Genomic DNA, 17,665 nt, shown 5'->3' with positions numbered 1-17,665 from the left:
CTACTTCTTCACCGAGTCGAAATCGAAGGGACGGCGCAGGATGTCGTCCCAGGAATAGGGGCATTCCGAGGGGAACTCATCCGGCGGCAGATGGGTCTCGTCGGCGGCCCAGTCGCGCGCATCCGGATAGGCATTGCTCAAGGCCTCGTCGATGCGGGGCTTGAGGCCGGGGTTGCTCGCCAGGATCCGTGAATAACGCCGCCGCTGCTCGCGGATCGAGTAGATCCAGCTCGACGTGCGATGCTCCGGCTGCTGGTCCCATTTCAGCATGTGCATCACGAGGACGCGCAGGGCGCTCTGGAGCTTGGCGAACTCACTCTTCGACAAGCCTTCCAACTCCTCGGCGATGTGTTCGACGTCGAGCGCATCGACCCGCCCGGCCCGGAGCAGGGCGACCTGCTCCTGAACCCAGGTGTAGAGGTCGTCCTCGTAGCGCGTCCGGCCCGAGCGGGAGGTCGCGCCTTCGGTCGGTTCGCCCTTCAAGGCCGGTTCGGCCATCGCGTCCTCCGCGTCGATCCTCAGCTCAGCGCCACGTTCATCGCGCTCTCGGGCAGTTCCTTGCCGAAGGCGCGCTGGTAGAATTCGGCCACCAGGGTGCGCTCCAGCTCGTCGCACTTGTTGAGGAAGGTCACCCGGAAGGCGAAGCCGATATCCTGGAAGATGTCGGCGTTCTCGGCCCAGGTGATCACCGTGCGCGGGCTCATGACGGTGGAGAGGTCCCCGTTCATGAAGGCGTTGCGGGTCAGGTCGGCGACGCGGACCATGCGGTTGACGATGTCGCGGCCGCCGTCGCGCTGGTAATGCGCCGCCTTCGACAGGACGATGTCCACCTCGCGGTCGTGGGCGAGGTAGTTGAGCGTCGTCACGATCGACCAGCGGTCCATCTGGCCCTGGTTGATCTGCTGGGTGCCGTGATAGAGGCCCGACGTGTCGCCGAGGCCCACGGTGTTGGCGGTGGCAAACAGCCGGAAGGCCGGATGGGGGCGGATCACCCGCTTCTGGTCGAGGAGCGTCAGGCGGCCGGAGACTTCGAGCACGCGCTGGATCACGAACATCACGTCCGGTCGGCCGGCATCGTACTCGTCGAAGACCAGCGCCACGTTGTTCTGCAGTGCCCAGGGCAGGATGCCGTCCTGGAAGGCGGTGATCTGCTTGCCGTCCTTCAGCACGATCGCATCCTTGCCGACGAGATCGATGCGCGAGACGTGGCTGTCGAGGTTGATCCGGATGCAGGGCCAGTTCAGGCGGGCGGCGACCTGCTCGATATGGGTCGACTTGCCGGTGCCGTGATAGCCGGTGACCATGACGCGGCGGTTGCGGGCAAAGCCCGCCAGGATCGCCAGGGTGGTCTCGCGGTCGAAGATGTAATCCGGGTCGAGATCGGGAACGTGCTCCGCGCTCGCCGAGAAGGCCGGCACCTTGAGGTCGAGATCGATTCCGAAGGCCTCGCGGACGGAGACCGTCCGGTCGGGCAGCGAGGCGGGGGTGTCGTCAGAGAGCATACGGGACCTCGTCGGGGCGGGCTCCGGCATCGACCGGACTCGCGGGATCTATCACGGTGGGCATTGCCGGTTCCCGCGCGGGGCAGGACGTGGAATGCCACCTTGTAAGGGGCTGCGTCGGCGGACGCCAAGGGGTGCGAGGACTCGATATAGGGCCTCCCGCGCGGTTTGCCGCCTCACGCCGCACGAGATTTCAAAAAACGCTGCATCGATCGTGCCGCGGTCCGGAATCGGGCTCAGCACAGGCCGGCGGCGCGCAGGGTGTCGTGGGCGCGGATGATGTCGCGCAGGCGCTCCTCGAACGAGCGGTCGCCGCCATTGGCGTCGGGGTGGAAGCGCTTCACCAGCACCTTGTACTGCGCCTTGATGGCGGCGGTGTCCGCGTTCTCGTCGAGGCCGAGGACGTCGAGGGCCTTCAGGGCGGCCACCGTGAGTCGCGGCCGGCTCGGTTCGGGCTTGGCCCGGCGCGAAGTCTCGCCGACGCCTTCGCTGCGCAGGATGTCGAGGGGGTCGACATAGGCCCAGTCGCGCTTCGGATCGCCCGGCTTCGCCCCGGCCGCCCGCGTCGCCGGGTTCACGCCCATGGCCCAGGTCGGGCGGTGCCCGATCACGGCGTCCTTCTGGTAGGCCTGGACGGCGGCGTCGTTCATGCCGTCGAAGTAGTTGTAGGTGGCGTTGTAGGCGCGCACGTGGTCGATGCAGAAGCGCCAGTACTGGCCTTCCGCCTTGCGGCCCTTGGGAGCGCGGTAGAGCCCGGCATTCGTGCAGCCGGGAGTCTCGCAGCCCGTCTCGGACGCAGCCTTGGGCTCGTCGCAGCTGGGCTTGCGCTTGATGCGGATGCTGTCGAACAGACGCGAGTTGAGATCCATGGTGGGGCGATTATGAGAGGGCGTGTCCGAGACACAAGGGCGGCGGGCCTGATGACGCATGCGGAGATCGGGGGTTGACGACCCCGAAGCCTCCGGGCGCTGACGGGACGGGAACGAAGCGACGCAAACGCGAGGACACGATGGCCGGCACGCTCAAGGATTGGATCACCGGAGCGCTCGACGCGCAACTGGCGCCGCAGGCTCTGGCGGTGGTGGACGAATCCCACCTCCATGCGGGCCATTCGGGCGCGCGGCCCGAGGGGGAGACGCATTTCCGGGTGGAGATCGTCTCGGCCGCCTTCGAGGGGAAGAGCCGGGTCGATCGCCACCGCATCGTGAACGGAATCCTCGACGAGGCGTTCAAGCGCGGGCTCCACGCCCTCGCGGTGAAGGCGAAGGCGCCGTCCGAGGCCGCCTGAACGGTCCCGGCAGACGAGGAACATGGTGGCGATGGCCCTGCAATGCACCCCGCATCTCGCCATCGACGAGTCGGAGCTCGAAGAAACCTTCGTGCGCGCCTCGGGGCCGGGCGGGCAAAACGTCAACAAGCTCTCCACGGCGGTGCAGCTCCGCTTCGATGCGCGGCGCTCGCAATCCCTGCCCGACGCCGTGGCGGTGCGCCTGATGCGCCTCGCCGGGCGGCGGCTGACCCTGGACGGCGTCATCGTCATCATGGCCCAGCAGTTCCGGACCCAGGACCGCAACCGGGCCGATGCGCGCGAACGCCTCGCCGCCCTCGTTGCCGAGGCCGCGGTGCCGCCGACGCCGCGCCGGGCCACGCGCCCGACCCTCGCCTCGAAGAAGCGCCGCCTCGACGAGAAGTCCCGCCGCGGCGCCACCAAGCGCCTGCGCAGCGACGGGGGCGGCGATTGAGCTACTTCACCGGTCCCCGGGCATCCGGCGGATGGTACTCCTCGGCGCCGGTGACGTAGGCGCTGCCGGGCTTCAGGACGGTGAGCGCGATGGCCACGAGGGCGAGGAGCGCCGCCAGGGCCGCCGGGAACAGGAAGGCATCCTCGCCGTAATGGGTCTGGAGGAAGCCGCCGGTCACCGCGCCGGTGCTCAGGGCTCCCCAGAGGGGGGCCTGGATCCAGAACGACGGCGCGACCTTGCCCATCATGAGGTTGGCCAGGCCGGTTCCGAAGCGCACCACCGCGCCCGTGACGTAGGTGAGGGCGAGGCTGCGCCCGGCCTCGTCCTGCAGCGTCGCGTTCTGGAGGCCCAGCGCGACGACGATGGGATAGACGTGCAGCGGCCAGGAGAAGGTGCCGTAGGGCATGACGAGGCCGATGGCGAGGAGCACCGCCTGCAGCAGCAGCATCACCGAGAGCCGCCAGCGCCCGACCCAGGCCGCGATCAGCGTGCCCGCGAAGGCGCCGAAGCAGAACATCACGATGACCGAGCTGACCCGCGCCGTGCTCTCCCAGTCGAACTTGCTCACCGACACGCCGAAGCGGGTGGTGTTGCCGCTCATGAACGACATGAAGAGCTGTGAGAATTCGAGGAAGCCGATGGAATCGGCGCAGCCGGCCAGGGCCGAGAGGGCGAGGGCGAAGGGGATTCGCGTCGTCGGGCTCGCGGGAAACGACTTGTCGGTCTTGTCGGCCATGCGTCTGCACAGGCTCCTTCGGAAGGACGGATCGGACTGAGTGAAGCCCGACCTTACCGATCGGGCGCCGCGGAGGAACCGCTGGCGTCCGCTCGAAGGGTAGAGCCTGGGGAGTGCCGTGCCGTGCAACACATGACGAGGGGGTTCGGTTCAACCCCATCGTGCACAATCGGGATTACGGATCGCGGGGACCGGTCTTGCGCAGCACCACCACCCGTCCCGCAACGTCGAGTCCGCGCTCGCGGCGGATCGCGGCCGGATCAAGACTCACGAGGTCGAAACCGGCCTCGTCCGCCACCTGCCGGAGGTAGCCGTCGCCATGGGCGTAGCGGGCGTCCATCCCGAGGACGAGGCCCCCCTCGGGGTACCACTGCACCGTGAAGGCGACGAGGCCCGAGGGCCGCAGGATGCGGGCCGCCTCCGCCATCACCCGGCCGAGGCCGCCCACATAGATGAACACGTCCGCCGCCACGACGAGATCGGCGCTGTCCGCGGGCTCGTCCGCGACAAGGCGGGTGAGATCCCCCTCCACCAGACGGTCGTAGCGCCTGCGCCGGGCGGCCTGCGCGAGCATGCCGGGGGAGACGTCGATCCCCGTGAGGGTCCGGGTCCGGCCGGCCAGCGCTTCCCCCATCAGGCCGGTGCCGCAGCCGAGGTCGAGCACGTCGCCGAAGCTCGCCGGCGCCGCTTCCAGGGCATCGAGGGCCGCCACCAGGAGGTCCGGCCCGCGATAATGCAGGTCGTTCACGAGGTGGCGCTCGAAACGCGGGGCGTAGCCGTCGAACAGGGCGCGGATATAGGCCGGCGAGATCGAGCCGAGGGCGTCGCCCCGGCCGATCTGGACGAGACGCAGCCGCGCCCCGAGTTCGTCGTGCGGGTCGAGATCGAGGGCGTTGCCGTAGGCCCTCAACGCGGCGTGGTGGTCGCCGGGGTCCGCCGTGGCGAGGTGGCGCGCCTCCCGTGCCCTGCCGAGGAGGAACCAGGCGGCTGCGTAACGCGGCGCGATCTCCAGGGCCTGCTCCGCCATCTCGGCCGCCCCCTGCGCGTCGCCCTCCACGAGGCAGGCCTCGGCATAGGCGTAGCGCCGGTCGGCCAGGAGGTCGCCGGAGCTGTTCTGGAGGGAGGTCTGCGCTCGCGGGTTCATCTCGGCAGGGTCCGCAAAAGGGGTCACCGGTTCTGCGTCGACGGCCCGCTTCACGAAAAACCCGGGCCGGTTCGCAGTGGCGAGCCGACGCGAACCGGCCCAGGCGCCCTATATCACGTCGCATGAGCTGCCATCCCGACCTTCGGTCCGGCGCATGAGTCTGCGCGCCGGCGACCTCCTGACCCAGACCCGCGAGGGGCTGTATTGTCCCCTCGGCGGATTCCACGTGGACCCGACCTGGCCGGTGCCGCGGGCGCTGATCACCCACGGCCATGCCGACCATGCCCGGTCCGGCCATGGCAAGGTGCTGGCCACGGGGCAGACCCTGCGGATCATGGCCGTCCGCTACGGCGAGGATTTCTGCGAAGCGCGCCAGGAGGCGGTGCTCGGCGAGGAGATCCGCATCGGCGACGTCACCGTGCGCTTCGCGCCCGCCGGCCACGTCCTCGGCTCGGCCCAGATCGCGATCCAGGCGCAGGGCGTCCGGGTGGTGGTGTCGGGCGATTACAAGCGCGCCTACGATCCGACCTGCCTGCCCTTCGAGGTCGTCCCCTGCGACGTCTTCATCACCGAGGCGACCTTCGGCCTGCCGGTCTTCCGGATGCCGGACACGGCGGGCGAAGTCCGCAAGCTCCTCGATTCCGTCGCCCTGTTCCCCGAGCGCGCCCACATCGTCGGCGCCTATGCGTTGGGCAAGGCGCAGCGGGTGATGGCCCTGCTGCGGGAGGCGGGCTACGACGACCCGATCTATCTCCACGGCGCCATGGAGAAGTTGACGGAGCTCTACAAGCGCGAGGGCATTCCCCTGGGCGAGACGCCGAAGGTGGTCGCGGCGGAGCGCGGAAAACTCCACGGCGCCATCGTGCTCTGCCCGCCTTCTGCGATCCAGGACGTGTGGTCGCGCAAGTTCCCCGATCCGGTCACCTCCTTCGCCTCGGGCTGGATGCGGGTGCGGGCGCGTGCCCGGCAGAAGGGCGCCGAACTCCCCCTCGTCATCTCCGACCATTCCGACTGGCCCGACCTCTGCCGCACCATACGGGAGACCGGGGCCGGCGAGGTCTGGGTGACCCACGGGCAGGAGGACGCCCTGGTGCATTGGTGCGGGACGCAAGGCATCGCGGCGAAACCGCTGCACATGCTGGGCTATGGCGACGACGGCGAGGCCGAGCCTGCGGCAGCAGGGGAGGAGCCTCCGGCGGTTTCGGACGAGGCCGTGGCATGAACGACTTCGCCCATCTCCTCGACCGTCTCGCCTACGAGCCGCGCCGCAACGCCAAGCTGCGCCTGCTGCAGGACTACTTCACCCATGCGCCGGACCCCGAGCGGGGCTGGGCGCTGGCCGCCATGACCGGCAACCTCAGCTTCCGCGAGGCCAAACCGGCGATGATCCGCGGGCTGGTGGAGGCGCGGGTCGATCCGGTGCTGTTCGCGCTCTCGCACAACTATGTCGGCGATCTCGCCGAGACCACGGCCCTGATCTGGCCGGCAGGAGGCCCTTCTCCACCTTGTGGGGAGGAGTTGGAGGTGGGGGTGGCTGGGCGACCCGCTGCGGAGCCCGGCGGAGCCACCCCCACCCTCGATCCCTCCCCACAAGGGGGAGGGAGGGGGCGCTCCGGCCTCTCCAAATCGGTGGACACGCTCGGCACCGAGGAGGCATCCGACATCTCCGGGGAGAACGGGTTTCGGGAATCGCGCGGTCAGCGCGGGTCCCCTTTCCTGGAAGGAGAGGGACAGGGTGAGGTGTGCGACCTTTCCGGAGAATCCACACACCTCACCCCAACCCTCTCCTTCCAGGAGAGGGAGCCGGTCGCGCCTCGTGCCGCCCTGTCGGGCGGTCCTTCGATAGGGCTCGGCCACAACAATCCGCCCTCGCACATCCCCACCCTCTCCGAGGTGGTGCAAACCCTCGCCACCACGAAAAAATCCGACCTTCCCGTCCATATCGCGGGCTGGCTCGATGCCCTGGACGAGACCGGGCGCTGGGCGCTGTTGAAGCTCATCACCGGGGCCCTGCGCGTGGGCGTCTCGGCGCGCCTCGCCAAGACGGCCGTGGGGGCCCTCGGCGGCCACGAGGCCGATGCGGTGGAGGAGGTCTGGCACGGGCTCGAGCCGCCGTATCTCGGCCTGTTCGCCTGGGTCGAGGGGAGGGGGGAGCGCCCCACCACCCTCAACCCGGCCCCGTTCCGGCCGCCGATGCTCTCGCACCCCATCGACGAGGAAACGGACTTCGCGAAACTCGATCCGGCCGCCTTCTCCGGCGAGTGGAAATGGGACGGTATCCGCGTCCAGCTCAGCGGTGGCCGCGACGAGGCCGGCGCGCAGGTGGCGCGGGTCTATTCGCGCACCGGCGAGGACATCACGCACGCGTTTCCCGATCTCGCCGAGGCGATCACCTTCACCGGCACCCTCGACGGCGAGCTGCTGATCCTGCGGGAGGAGCGGGTTCAGAGCTTCAACGTCCTGCAGCAGCGCCTCAACCGCAAGGCGGTGACGCCCAAGCTGCTGGAGGAATTCCCCGCCCATGTCCGGGCCTACGACCTCCTCACGGCGGAGGGCGAGGACCTGCGCCCGCTGCCCTTCGCCGAGCGCCGCGCCAGGCTCGAGGCCTTCGTCGCCGCCCTGGATCACGCCCGCATCGACCTCTCGCCGCTCGTGACCTTCGCCACCTGGGAGGATCTCGCCGAGGCCCGCGCCGACCCCGCCTCGGTGGGGGCGGGCGAGGATGCCGACGCCATCGAGGGGGTGATGCTGAAGCTGCACGACAGTCCCTATCTCCCCGGACGCCCCAAGGGTCCGTGGTGGAAGTGGAAGCGCGAGCCGCATCTCGTGGACGCCGTGATGATGTATGCCCAGCGCGGCCACGGGAAGCGCTCGTCCTTCTATTCGGACTACACGTTCGGGGTCTGGCGCGAGCGGCCGGAGGGCGGCCGGGAGCTGGTGCCGGTGGGCAAGGCCTATCACGGCTTCACCGATGCGGAGCTGGCCAAGCTCGACCGCTACGTCCGCAACAACACGACGAAGCGGTTCGGCCCGGTGCGCGAGGTGGCCTACGGACTCGACGAGGGGCTGGTGCTCGAGATCGCCTTCGAGGGGGTCCAGCGCTCCACTCGGCACAAATCCGGGGTCGCCATGCGCTTTCCCCGAGTCCACCGCATCCGCTGGGACAAGCCGGCGGCCGAGGCCGACCGGATCGAGGCCCTGGAGACCATCCTGGCCCGCGGCGAGCGCGAGATCGCGCCGGGCGCCGTCATCGAGGGAGAGACGTCATGAGAGCTTCGGGCCGGATCGGCGGAATGGAGGGCTTTCAGGAGGGCGAGATCCGGCGCCAGGCCAGCGCCCGCCTCACCGTCTCGACGCCGGGGCAGGGATTCACCGACGTCACGGCGGCGGTGGCCGACTTCCTGCGGCGCAGCGGCATCGGGCAGGGCCTGCTCACCCTGTTCTGCCGGCACACCTCGGCCTCCCTGACGATCCAGGAGAATGCCGACCCGGATGTGCGGAGCGACCTGATGACGGCCCTGGACGTGCTCGCCCCGCGCCTGCCCGGTGGCGGCTACATCCATGCGGCGGAAGGCCCCGACGACATGCCGGCGCATATCCGCACCCTCCTGACGGATTCGGGGCTCACGATCCCCGTCATCGACGGGCGGCTCGCCCTCGGCACCTGGCAGGGCCTCTATCTGATCGAGCACCGCGACCGGCCGCATCGGCGCGAGATCGTCCTGCACGTGGCCGGAGCTTAAAGTGCCTCACAGAACTCTGGGTCACCCTCGGTTTTCGCTCTGAGCACGGCGGCGAAGCGGGAGTTTTGTGAGAGACACCGAGAGCTGCGCCCGACCATGTTGGGTCGGGACGCATCTCCAAACCTTTGTTGTGCCGCGCTCTTTTTCGCCGAACCGGCATCCACTTCGGCGTAGAGCGCTCTAGCAAGGCGAGGCAACGGAAGCCGGGCAAGTGCAACCGGCCGAATGAGCATCATGGCGCTCCCGAAGGGCCTCCACCCTTCACGCACGACAAAATCCCCGCAGCCTTGCCGGGCGCGGGGTGATTCGGCGCCACTGCTTCCGCGAGCCTCACGCCGGCTTTAGCAGATGTGTGCTAAGTCATTGGAAAAATTGGCGCACCCGACACGATTCGAACGTGTGACCTTTGCCTTCGGAGGGCCATAACATGGCCCGAAAGTGGAGGACATCACTACGCAGAACTTATCGGAATCAATGGGTTAGATTGCCCCTTCCCGCCAGGGCTCGCCGGAGCTATCCTCATCTGCGGTAGCCCTGTTGTAGCCCCAGGTTCCGCGATGGCGATCAAACTTACCTTGCAAGCGATTAAGGCTGCGAAGCCGCGTGCAGAGCGTTACACGCTGTGGGACTCTGAATTGAAGGGGTTCGGATTACGCGTGAACGCCGACGGCTCGAAAAGCTACGCGCTAAAATATTTATTCCGCGGCCGGCAGCGCTGGCATACGATCGGCAAGCACGGTTCACCATGGACGGTTGAAACCGCACGCAACGAGGCGCTTCGGCTCCTGTCACAGGCACGCAACGGGGTCGATCCCAATGAAGCCAAGCAGGTACAGGCGAACGCTGATCTCACTATAGCCGAGCTATGCGACGTTTATCTTGAGGCGGCCCACGCTGGCCAAATCCTTACAAAGTTTGACGAGCCGAAGAAGGCCTCGACCCTTCTAACAGATGCAAGCCGCATCGAGCGCCATATCAAGCCGCTGCTCGGGCGCAAGCGGGTACAAGAGGTAACAAGCGACCATATCGATGCGTTTCTGCATGACGTCGCGGCGGGTAAGACAGCCCTCGACGTTAAGACTGGTAGACGTGGTCGCGCAATTGTCGAGGGCGGCCGGGGCGCAGCCACGCGAACGGTTGGGCTTCTAGGTGGCATCTTCGCGTTCGCAGTCCGCAAACGTCTGCGTCCGGACAACCCGGTACGAGGCGTTCAACGTTTCAGAGACGGCCGCAACGAGCGCTTCCTTTCCGGCCAGGAGCTCCTGCGGTTGGGGCAGGTTCTTGCGGCTTGTGACGAAGCGTGGAAACAGCATGTAGCCAATCTGTCCGCTTGGGTCGAAGCCGGAGGGCGCGGAAAATCACCGCGGACGCCAATGCAGGCCGAAAGCCCGTCGGCGATCGGCGCTATACGGCTGCTATTACTCACTGGTGCGCGCAAGTCTGAAGTGCTGCAACTCAAGTGGGCCCATGTCGATCGCGAGCAGGGCTATCTACGTCTCCCAACTAGCAAGACCGGCGCAAAGGCAATCCCCATCGGAACTGCAGCACTGACCCTCATCGAAGGCCAGCCCAAGTTCGAACACAATCCTTACGTGTTTACCGGCAACGTGGCGGGCCGACACTTCGTTGGGCTGTCAAAGGTCTGGGAGCGCGTGCGAGTAACCGCTGACCTACCCGACGTGCGGCTGCACGACCTTCGCCATTCCTTCGCGAGCGTCGGAGCATCCTCAGGAAACAGTCTGCCGTTACTTGGTGCGATTCTAGGGCACCGCGATCACAAGACGACGCAGCGATATGCCCACATAGCGCGCGACCCAGCACGCGCTGCAGCGGAGCATGTCTCGAACTTGATCGCAACCTCACTCACAACACCTCGATAGGCACGTCGCTATCAGCAGGAAGACGCGTGCGAGCTGGAATAGGATCGCACCAGCTCGCAGTGTAGGCTATGTAGGTTGTGTAGTCTGTGCACAGAATGTGGGGTGTGCAGAATGAAGCGGAGCCAAGTAGCCAATTGGATGACAAGTTCGTCCTGTACCCTTCGCATTCAACCATGTTCTTGGTCAAACGCGGGCTAAGTGCTGTCCCCTCGTAGCGGTCTCGGCATCAGCACACCTGCTGCCAGGACCACGCGCAGTAGCCAAAATGCCTTTTATAACTTCGGCCAACCACTTCTTACCGCGTAACGCTGGTCCTCAAGCACTTCGCAGAGGGTATGCTCAGAGTGACGGCTACAAACATCCTGTCCCAGCGTAGGACCTCTCAGCCTCGTCGACGCCCAGGTCTGAGTGCCAACGGAGGATTCTCGCCGTTGGCAGGCAACACAAAAAGCTCCGAGACATCGACCGACAGAGCGAACGCAAGGCGATCTAGAATGTCCACAGTGGGGTTAAAGCTACGACGCTCAATGCCGCTTACGTACCCACGGTCCACGCCAGCATCAACGGCGAGTGCCTCCTGAGACAACCCCCGTTCAACCCGCAATCGCCGCAGATGCCACGCCACACGGGCTCGTCCGTCCATGACGCGGACGCGAACAGCTTGCGCCCAGGGAAACCATCGAATATCTTCTACACAATTGCTGCGAGAACCTGAGCAGAGACGGTTATCCCCGTTGCGCAATCGGTGCGGCGTATGGGGTTCGTCCATTCGATGCAGGTTCGTATCCACCGCGGCACGCGTCAGATCGGCGGCACCTGTGTGGAGTTGACCCACGATGGCGACCGCCTCCTCCTCGACCTCGGCCTTCCGCTCGACGGCAAACCGGACGACACGTCTTGCTACCCAGCCGTAGACGGCTTGGCCGGTGGCAGTGATCTGAAGGCGCTTATCCTCTCACACGGCCACCGTGACCATGTCGGGTTGGCCCACCTCGCCGGACCGGACCTCCCGGTGGTCATGGGCGCTGCCACGCAGTCGATTTTGACGGTCGCTGCCCCGTTCGTCCCGAACGTCTACCTACCGTCATCGACGATCACGATGGAGAACGGCAGACCCCTTACCTTCGGCCCGTTCACGGTCACCCCGATCCTCGTCGATCACTCCGCCTACGACGCCTACGCCCTCCTCGTCGAAGCCGGCGGGCAACGCCTGTTTTACTCGGGCGACTTCCGGGGACATGGGCGCAAGGCTAGCCTGTTCGAGCGCCTCGTCCGGAACCCGCCGAAGAACATCGACATCCTGCTGCTGGAAGGGTCGAGCCTCGGCCGCCTCGATCCGGACCAACATTTCCCGACGGAAGCCGACGTCGAGGACCGCTTCGTCTCGCTGTTTCAGGGTTCCGCTGGCATGGCCCTCGTCGCGGCCTCCGCCCAGAACATCGACCGGATGGTCTCGCTCTACCGCGCCTGCAAGCGCACCGGACGCACCCTCGTCATCGACCTCTACGCGGCGGAGGTCCTGCGAGCGACCGGCAACGCCAACATCCCGCAATCGGACTGGCCGGGCATGGTGGTGTTCGTGCCGCACTACCAACGGGTCCGGATTAAGCAGACCGAGCGGTTCGACCTGATTGAAGCTCATGCGGCCAAACGCATCTTTCCGGGCCAACTTCGAGCTCTCGCCCCCCATGCGGCCTACCTGTTCCGCCCGGCCATGCTGCGAGACCTCGACCGGGCAGAGTGCCTATCCGGCGCGACCGCGATCTGGTCGCAGTGGGACGGCTACCTCGCCCAGGAGCGGGGACTAACCCTACAAACGGATCTGGCCGAACGCAGCATCCCGCTCGCCCACGCCCACACCTCGGGGCACGCGAGCATCCCGGATCTGAAGCGGCTCGCCGAGGCTATCGCCCCGCGCCGGATCGTACCGATCCATACCTTTCACGCCGACCGCTTCCCCGCGCTGTTCGGCCCAAACGTCAGCATCGAACAGGATGGTCAGTGGTGGGAGATCGCAGCGTGAGTTCGTCGTCTTCGTCGTTCTACAGGGGTCTGAGCGACACTTACCTCAAGGCGCTGGATGCCCTCACCGACCAGCCGCAGGGGAACTGGTGGCGTGACGTCCTGGCAAGACGCGACCTCGTGATCGCGATCCGCGCCGAGTACCTGAACGTCTACTACCGCGGCGCTTCCATCTTCCGTGTGGAGCGCGAGGGCGACAGGCTCATACCGATCACACACGCGAAGTACCTGACCCGCCGCAAACAGGGATCGGTCAAGATGGGCGCGGACGGAACCTTCGACATCGATCCCAACACGGCCCTCTGGCGCAGCTACGAGGGTCCGCCGACGTTGCGGGAGATGATCCAGGCGGCGGACACGCTTACCGGACCGGAGAAGATCGGCCTGCATAGCCTCCTCCTCGCCAGTTCTCATGTCATCGACGTCGAGATCGCGTTCGGCGCCATCGCCCTGCCAACAACCGAAGATTCGAAAGACGGGCTCATCGCCGCCGCCGCAGAGGATGCAGGCGAAGCACCCCAAGCGTCCTCATCACCAACCGCGGGCGGCACGGACCGGATCGACGTCGCGACGGTGGAGGAGCAGGACGGGGAAGTCCGCATCGTCTTCCACGAGGCCAAACACTTTGCCAACCCGGAACTTCGTGCCAGCGTCGGGGAGACGCCACGCGTGGCCGAGCAGATCGACCGATACCGGCGGACCCTCGCGCATCATGCCGATGCGATCGGCCGGAGCTATCGCGATGTCTGTCAGGCGCTTGCCCGTATCGACGCCATGCGCCGACGTGTGCAAACCGACACGCAGGCCTCGGCCCCGCTTCATCCGCTTATCACTCGCGTCGCTAACAGCGGCACCCCGCCCACGGTCGACCCTGAGCCGCGTCTCGTCATCTTCGGCTTCGACAAGGACCAACGCGACGGCACGATCTGGCAGAGCCACCTCAAGCGGCTGAAAGATACCAGCGGAGAGGGCTTCGGTCTGAAAGTCCACGCGGTCGGCAACACGCAAGGACGCCGATCTCCCGCCTTCACGGCTTAAAAGGAAACGCGGTTCGTACCACGGACAGCTTCGACAGATGGATGTTGAGCGCCGCTAACATCCGTCTCTGACCCATTGCAGGCTTTGGGAGAGTCCGCTCTGGGGCGGGCTGACCAGCGGCCTAGCCAACCAACCGACCTGGCTCAAAGCTGCAGCTCGGTACGTCCGCTCTACGGACGAGGCTGGGTCCGCCGCTTGGCCCGTTACGCCGCGTTGTTTGACGCCGCCGCCGCTGCGTAGCCCAGGAACTCGAGATGCGGGGTGCGCGCCATGTCCCAGCGAGGCCGGGGAAAGTCGGGCGGCCGGGCGCGCTGACCGCAGTAGGTCAGCAGGAGATGGGTTCGCGCTCGGGAGATGCTGACGAAGTAGACCGAGCGCTCTTTGGCGATACCCGACCAGAACATCTCATTCTCGACGCCGAGAACGATGACGGCCTCGAACTCGAGCCCCTTGCTCTTGTGAATGGACATAATGCGGACGCCCTCGTCGCCGGAGAAGCGCGACAGGGCCAAGGTGGGATCGCCGGGGTGGACGAGGAGGGCGCGCGCCTTGGCGATGGTGTCGGCGATCAACTGGTCCAGTCGATTGCCCTGGGCATAGTCTGAGGACATCTCCACGATCCTGTCGCGCCCGACGGCCACGATCACGGTGTGGGCTACGTCCGTCAGATCGCGTTCGCTTGAAAGATCGATCTCCCGGGAAGCGATGCGCGCCCGGGTGTCGGCGATCAGCCGGCTCCATCGCGAGCGTTGTTGATACTCATGCTCCGCGTCAAAGCCGTAGCTGAACACGATCTGTTCGAGCAGGCGGCTATGGGCGGCAGTCTCGCGTCTTCCGCAGACCACCAGCAAAAAATCGACGATCAGCTGCGCCACGGGTTCCGAAGCGAGATCCTGCGTCGAATCCTCTTCTCGGTAGGGCACGTTGGCGGCGTCCATCGCCGCCATCAGGCGCTGGCAAAAAAACTTTTGTTCGCGACTGACGAGGATGGCGATCTCTGAGGCGGGCAGGCCGCTGTCGGCAATCATGGCGCGCACCCGAGTAGTGAGGCCCTCGGCCTCCTCCTCATCCGTCGCGTACTGGAGAACGGTGATCGTCCCCTCGTCCCCCTGGAGTTCAGCGTCTTCGCTGGCCGCCGGTGGGTCCATGACCCGGATCATGGCGTTTTGCATCCGGCGCAGCCGCGGAGCCGATCGGAAGCTTTGATACAGGTTCAGCGGCCGGGCGTCGAAATCGTGGGCGAAGGTCTCGAAAATCCCTTCCAGCGCCCCGGCCCATCCCATGATGCTCTGCTTGGTGTCGCCGACGGCGGTGAGAATCGCGGGCGAACCCAGGAAGCAGGCCTTGATCAATTGGTACTGATCAGAAGTGCAGTCCTGGAATTCGTCAAGTAAGACGTGGCTGTAAGTCTGTTGGACGGCGTTCCTGGCGATCACGCTTAAGTTGATGATGGTCTGGGCCAGAGGCACCAAATCCCCGAATGTAATGGACTCGCCCTGCACACGGTTCGTGCCGATCGAATAATCTGCATTGAGCGCGTCCCGGCCTTTCAGGACGGGACGGAACCGGTCGATGAGGCGCTTGGCGAAGGCATGGAAGGTATGGCTGTCCAGCCGGGCCGTCAGTTCCGGCCCGCAGCGTCTTCTCACACGGGCCTTGAGATTTCGCGCGGCGTCGACCTTGAACGCGATCGCCAGGATCCGCCGGGGGTAGCGACATTGCCCAGTCTGCAACAGGAAGTCCGCGCGCTGCGCCAACATCTCCGTCTTGCCGGCGCCGGGGCCCGCAGTCAGGGCCAGATTGGCACTCGTCTCCATCGCCGCAACCAGGGCATTGGGCTCTAGCGTCAATCCAGCGGACGGCCGCCAACGGTCGATCGGTATCATTCCGGCAGCGCTTCAAGCTTGGCGGTGACGTTATTGAGCAGTCGTCCCAGCACCGCAGGCATGCCGGCGGCCAGGGCAGCATCGTCGAGCGCGGCCAGGGCTTCGACATGTCTGGCCGGCTTGCTGCCGATCTTGAATCGGTGATGGTAGGCGTCAAACAGTTGCTGCTGGCCAGTTTTGTATTGATCCGCGAAGCCGTCGTGCCGCTTGCCCAACACCGCCATGGCGACGTCGGCGTCAGGCAGGTTCAGCTCCAAGAGGGCGTCTACATCATAGGCGTCAGGGAAGGCCTCGATCATCATCAGGTCGAGATCGAGGGGCGAAGAGAAGAAGACCCCGTGGGACTCGAGATACGCGACCCAGCCTAGAGTGTCGTCGAGCAAACGCGCCGCGCCGTTCCAGGCCGGGATAGAATCGATGCCAGCCTGGGTGGGGGCGTTGTGAACTCTGGAATTTATCAGTTGCTGGGCCGCGTAGCGGACCCGGCCCCAACCGCCCTGCCAGCGAGCGACATCGAGGTCCAGCAGAGTGACGTGGGGGATTCCAAGATCCGACAGCAGACGCCAGAAGTGGTTCACATGGCGGCCGCCGAGCGGCACGACGGAAACCGAGGCGTCGTCGGCGAGCATGCCCCTCGCCCCGAGCAGGCGAGGGAGGACGACCTCCTCGCTGTCGCCTTCGCCGAGAATGACTAGTCGCGCGAAGTAGAGTTCCGGGAAGGCTTGAACCGCCTGGCGGACGTACTTCTCCGCCTCGTCTGTCTTCGCGGGCATGGTGATCCTGGACACGATGGTCCGGCGCTCACTGTCGAGGCGCAGGTATCGGATGGCCTCGGGATCGACCCGCCGGAGCAGCGCCGGGGCATGGGTTGCGATCACGGCCTGGGCGTCTCGGCCGGCCCCGAACGCCTTGAGGGCCTGAACGACCCGGCCGAGGTAATGCGGCGAGAGGCTGTTCTCCGGCTCTTCCACCGCCAGCAGGGTGAAGATCGGCGGCCGCAGTTTGTCGATGTCGAACGCGTCGCCTCCCGCGAGCGCCCTGTCACCGATCGCACGTGTGGCTATGACCAGGCTGATGTAGAGCAGCGATTGCTGGCCGTCGCTGAGGCGGGAGAAATCGACTAGAGGGGCTTCAGGCGCAGGGGTGAAGGAGAGGCTGAGGTGGCGAAGCAGCGCCTCGATCTCGCTGCGCGCGAAGGACACGGCGGGGCTCGCATAGAATCGGCCCTTGTGCAGACCCTCCCAGGCCCGGGTGATCTCGGTGCTGATCTCGGCGATGGCGGCGTTGCCGGTTAGGGTCTCGTTGATCTGCCCGGTCAGGGCCGAGACGGTGTCGCGCTCGATGGTCCAGTTTGCGGCGCGCAGGATCCGCCCGAGCATGGTGTTGGTCGCGTAGGAGATGTGATCGGCGGGGTTTCGGCGCGCCGGAAGATAATGAACCTGGATCGCGTTGCGTTCGAGTTTGGAGACCCGGCTTTCCGTTTCGACCGCGCCGTTTGCGTCAAGCTTGATGACGCTGGTGAACGTCTCCTCGATGTCGCTGTCCTGGTCGAGAACGGCCTGAAGCCGGAAACGGACCGCGACGGTGTCATGGTCGATCTCCATTTGCATATGCGCAAAATTGGCGGGTACGGACGCAAAGGGGTCAAGGACGCCGTCGACCTTTAGTTCCGGGAACTCGAAGTCGGCCTCAATCCACAGCCTGCGCTCATCCGGAGCGTCCTCCGGCGCATCGCCGGCAGCGATATGGAAGTCAGACGCCCGAATCTTACGTTGCGCCGGATCGATGCTGAACATCCTCGCGAGCGCTTGCAGCACGGCAGTCTTGCCCGAGCCGTTCGGACCGATGACGAAGTTTGTATCATCGAGCGTGAGCTGAGTGGGGATCGGTCCGAAGCATCGGAAGTTGCTCAGCCTCAGTCGTACGAGCTTCATCTTTCTCCCCCTCAGCGGGTCAAACCTTTTGCACGCCT

Annotated in this window: 16 protein-coding genes; 8 read left to right on the top strand and 8 right to left on the bottom strand. The window is 66.1% G+C overall.

Annotated elements, in window-relative coordinates; translation table 11 throughout:
• The 3 genes from MKK51_RS26790 to MKK51_RS26780 all read right to left on the bottom strand — a co-directional run bounded on the left by MKK51_RS26790 (window position 1) and on the right by MKK51_RS26780 (window position 2,371).
• Window positions 1-498 carry a DUF29 domain-containing protein gene (locus MKK51_RS26790; RefSeq protein WP_243982930.1) on the bottom strand — a complete coding sequence of 166 codons (498 nt, stop codon included), beginning with the start codon at window positions 496-498 and terminating at the stop codon, window positions 1-3.
• A 20-nt stretch (window positions 499-518) separates the two neighbouring features.
• Window positions 519-1,502 (bottom strand): cobaltochelatase subunit CobS, encoded by a 984-nt coding sequence (gene cobS, locus MKK51_RS26785; RefSeq protein ID WP_227435665.1) that lies wholly within the window; start codon window positions 1,500-1,502, stop codon window positions 519-521.
• A 236-nt stretch (window positions 1,503-1,738) separates the two neighbouring features.
• Window positions 1,739-2,371 carry a J domain-containing protein gene (locus MKK51_RS26780; RefSeq protein ID WP_243982929.1) on the bottom strand — a complete coding sequence of 211 codons (633 nt, stop codon included), beginning with the start codon at window positions 2,369-2,371 and terminating at the stop codon, window positions 1,739-1,741.
• A 140-nt stretch (window positions 2,372-2,511) separates the two neighbouring features.
• Here MKK51_RS26780 and MKK51_RS26775 point away from each other — a divergent pair, with 140 nt between their 5' ends.
• Both MKK51_RS26775 and arfB read left to right on the top strand, forming a co-directional pair.
• Window positions 2,512-2,790 (top strand): BolA family protein, encoded by a 279-nt coding sequence (locus MKK51_RS26775; RefSeq protein WP_243982928.1) that lies wholly within the window; start codon window positions 2,512-2,514, stop codon window positions 2,788-2,790.
• Between the two features lie 31 nt (window positions 2,791-2,821).
• Window positions 2,822-3,244: an alternative ribosome rescue aminoacyl-tRNA hydrolase ArfB gene (arfB, locus tag MKK51_RS26770; protein WP_243982926.1), complete on the top strand. Its 423-nt coding sequence runs from the start codon at window positions 2,822-2,824 to the stop codon at window positions 3,242-3,244.
• A gap of 1 nt (window position 3,245) precedes the next feature.
• On the opposite strand, the gene MKK51_RS26765 is transcribed toward arfB, so the two are convergent.
• Together MKK51_RS26765 and MKK51_RS26760 are read right to left on the bottom strand one after the other, a co-directional pair.
• A complete protein-coding gene (locus MKK51_RS26765; protein WP_243982924.1) occupies window positions 3,246-3,980 on the bottom strand; it encodes a YoaK family protein in 735 nt (244 codons plus the stop codon).
• Between the two features lie 175 nt (window positions 3,981-4,155).
• Entirely contained in the window at window positions 4,156-5,124 is a 969-nt protein-coding gene (locus MKK51_RS26760) for a methyltransferase domain-containing protein (RefSeq protein WP_243982922.1), read from the bottom strand.
• Window positions 5,125-5,278: 154 nt separating this feature from the next.
• Here MKK51_RS26760 and MKK51_RS26755 point away from each other — a divergent pair, with 154 nt between their 5' ends.
• The 4 genes from MKK51_RS26755 to MKK51_RS26740 all read left to right on the top strand — a co-directional run bounded on the left by MKK51_RS26755 (window position 5,279) and on the right by MKK51_RS26740 (window position 10,747).
• Window positions 5,279-6,346 (top strand): ligase-associated DNA damage response exonuclease, encoded by a 1,068-nt coding sequence (locus tag MKK51_RS26755; RefSeq protein ID WP_243982921.1) that lies wholly within the window; start codon window positions 5,279-5,281, stop codon window positions 6,344-6,346.
• Window positions 6,343-8,394 (top strand): cisplatin damage response ATP-dependent DNA ligase, encoded by a 2,052-nt coding sequence (locus MKK51_RS26750; RefSeq protein ID WP_243982920.1) that lies wholly within the window; start codon window positions 6,343-6,345, stop codon window positions 8,392-8,394. Before MKK51_RS26755 ends, MKK51_RS26750 begins: the two co-directional genes overlap by 4 nt.
• Window positions 8,391-8,867: a secondary thiamine-phosphate synthase enzyme YjbQ gene (locus MKK51_RS26745; RefSeq protein WP_243982918.1), complete on the top strand. Its 477-nt coding sequence runs from the start codon at window positions 8,391-8,393 to the stop codon at window positions 8,865-8,867. The genes MKK51_RS26750 and MKK51_RS26745 overlap by 4 nt, the downstream gene beginning before the upstream one ends.
• A gap of 557 nt (window positions 8,868-9,424) precedes the next feature.
• Window positions 9,425-10,747 (top strand): tyrosine-type recombinase/integrase, encoded by a 1,323-nt coding sequence (locus MKK51_RS26740; RefSeq protein WP_243982916.1) that lies wholly within the window; start codon window positions 9,425-9,427, stop codon window positions 10,745-10,747.
• A gap of 382 nt (window positions 10,748-11,129) precedes the next feature.
• Here MKK51_RS26740 and MKK51_RS26735 read toward each other — a convergent pair whose 3' ends face one another.
• Entirely contained in the window at window positions 11,130-11,390 is a 261-nt protein-coding gene (locus MKK51_RS26735) for a helix-turn-helix transcriptional regulator (RefSeq protein ID WP_243983080.1), read from the bottom strand.
• Between the two features lie 129 nt (window positions 11,391-11,519).
• Here MKK51_RS26735 and MKK51_RS26730 point away from each other — a divergent pair, with 129 nt between their 5' ends.
• A complete protein-coding gene (locus tag MKK51_RS26730) occupies window positions 11,520-12,770 on the top strand; it encodes an MBL fold metallo-hydrolase (protein ID WP_243982914.1) in 1,251 nt (416 codons plus the stop codon).
• Window positions 12,771-12,889: 119 nt separating this feature from the next.
• Complete coding sequence (locus tag MKK51_RS26725) at window positions 12,890-13,807, top strand: hypothetical protein (protein WP_243982912.1); 918 nt, start codon at window positions 12,890-12,892, stop codon at window positions 13,805-13,807.
• A 203-nt stretch (window positions 13,808-14,010) separates the two neighbouring features.
• Here MKK51_RS26725 and MKK51_RS26720 read toward each other — a convergent pair whose 3' ends face one another.
• Complete coding sequence (locus tag MKK51_RS26720) at window positions 14,011-15,693, bottom strand: ATP-dependent helicase (protein ID WP_243982901.1); 1,683 nt, start codon at window positions 15,691-15,693, stop codon at window positions 14,011-14,013.
• Complete coding sequence (locus MKK51_RS26715) at window positions 15,690-17,627, bottom strand: ATP-dependent nuclease (RefSeq protein ID WP_243982892.1); 1,938 nt, start codon at window positions 17,625-17,627, stop codon at window positions 15,690-15,692. Before MKK51_RS26715 ends, MKK51_RS26720 begins: the two co-directional genes overlap by 4 nt.
• Window positions 17,628-17,665: the final 38 nt, after the last annotated feature.

Origin of the sequence: Methylobacterium sp. E-045 (assembly GCF_022829685.1) — a bacterium.
Taxonomy (GTDB): Bacteria; Pseudomonadota; Alphaproteobacteria; order Rhizobiales; family Beijerinckiaceae; genus Methylobacterium.
The sequence above is the reverse complement of the archived record's forward strand: the minus strand, read 5'-3'. Positions and strand labels throughout refer to the sequence as shown.